1 protein-coding gene and 1 pseudogene are annotated in these 893 nt (G+C 44.3%); both read right to left on the minus strand.

The window, feature by feature from the left end; genetic code table 11:
• Nucleotides 1-275: pseudogene (locus ACFIKB_RS09400) on the minus strand (phage tail protein); the annotation flags it as partial.
• A gap of 7 nt (nucleotides 276-282) precedes the next feature.
• Nucleotides 283-893, minus strand: a 611-nt coding sequence (locus tag ACFIKB_RS09405) for a phage tail protein (RefSeq protein WP_375653492.1), incomplete at its 5' end; no start/stop codon positions are given.

Raw genomic sequence — 893 nt, forward strand, 5'->3', positions numbered from 1 at the left:
CCCTTTGCTTTAAAACAAACCGATATGCCATTCTTATACTCTAAAAATGCCGATTGGCTTAGAAGCCTTATCACGCTCGTCTTTTGGTTATTATCAACCGTCACAATCCCTTCAAGCACGCCGCCCGTATCCGATAAATACTCACTTATCCTTTGCATCATAAAACGAGCGCTATTATTAACCGTGTTAGGATGCTGTCCCTCTGACCAATTAATTAAAGCATCAGCACCACCATTCTCAGATGCCGTTAAAGACCAATCATAAATCGTGGACATCTGAACCTCACGTCTTGATTCCAAACACAACACTCATATTAATCGGGCGCGTCTCACTTACACCTGAACGAGCCCAAACAACATCACGCATGTGAAGGTGGGAATGGGGAAAGGCTAGCTTATGGTGCACGCGTATATCCTCTGCCCTCACACCCAAACGTTCAGCAAGTTTCAATCTTTGCTGGTCATTCAACACATATCCCCAGATGATCGTCATATCACCATGCCAACTCTCTTCCTGATTTTCATCATTCAAAATCGTAAAGGATTGCCCCCCATGGTCATGCTTTCTCATAGCGTCATTTTGTAAAGTGCCAAGATAACGAAAGCGGTCTATCTCGCGGTCATCATCAACACCTCGTAAAAAAACACCACGCAAATCGGGAACATTAAACTTCGTCCAACTATCAGCTCCACCCCACCTGATCCCTATCGCATCATAAAGAGCAGGATAATCACTGCGCAAATAAGCCTTCCCATCACAGGGTAACCAGCCATCTGGCAAAACTTGCATCCCAAAAATCCCTATCGTCCCCGTAGGATAAACGGGAATAACCGGTTCTTGTGATAAAGAAAGAGGCGTAGGATTTAAAACTTGCCAAGCATGATCCCTATAAA

The sequence above is a fragment of the Bartonella sp. MR110HLJHH genome (assembly GCF_042194225.1).
GTDB lineage: Bacteria > Pseudomonadota > Alphaproteobacteria > Rhizobiales > Rhizobiaceae > Bartonella > Bartonella grahamii.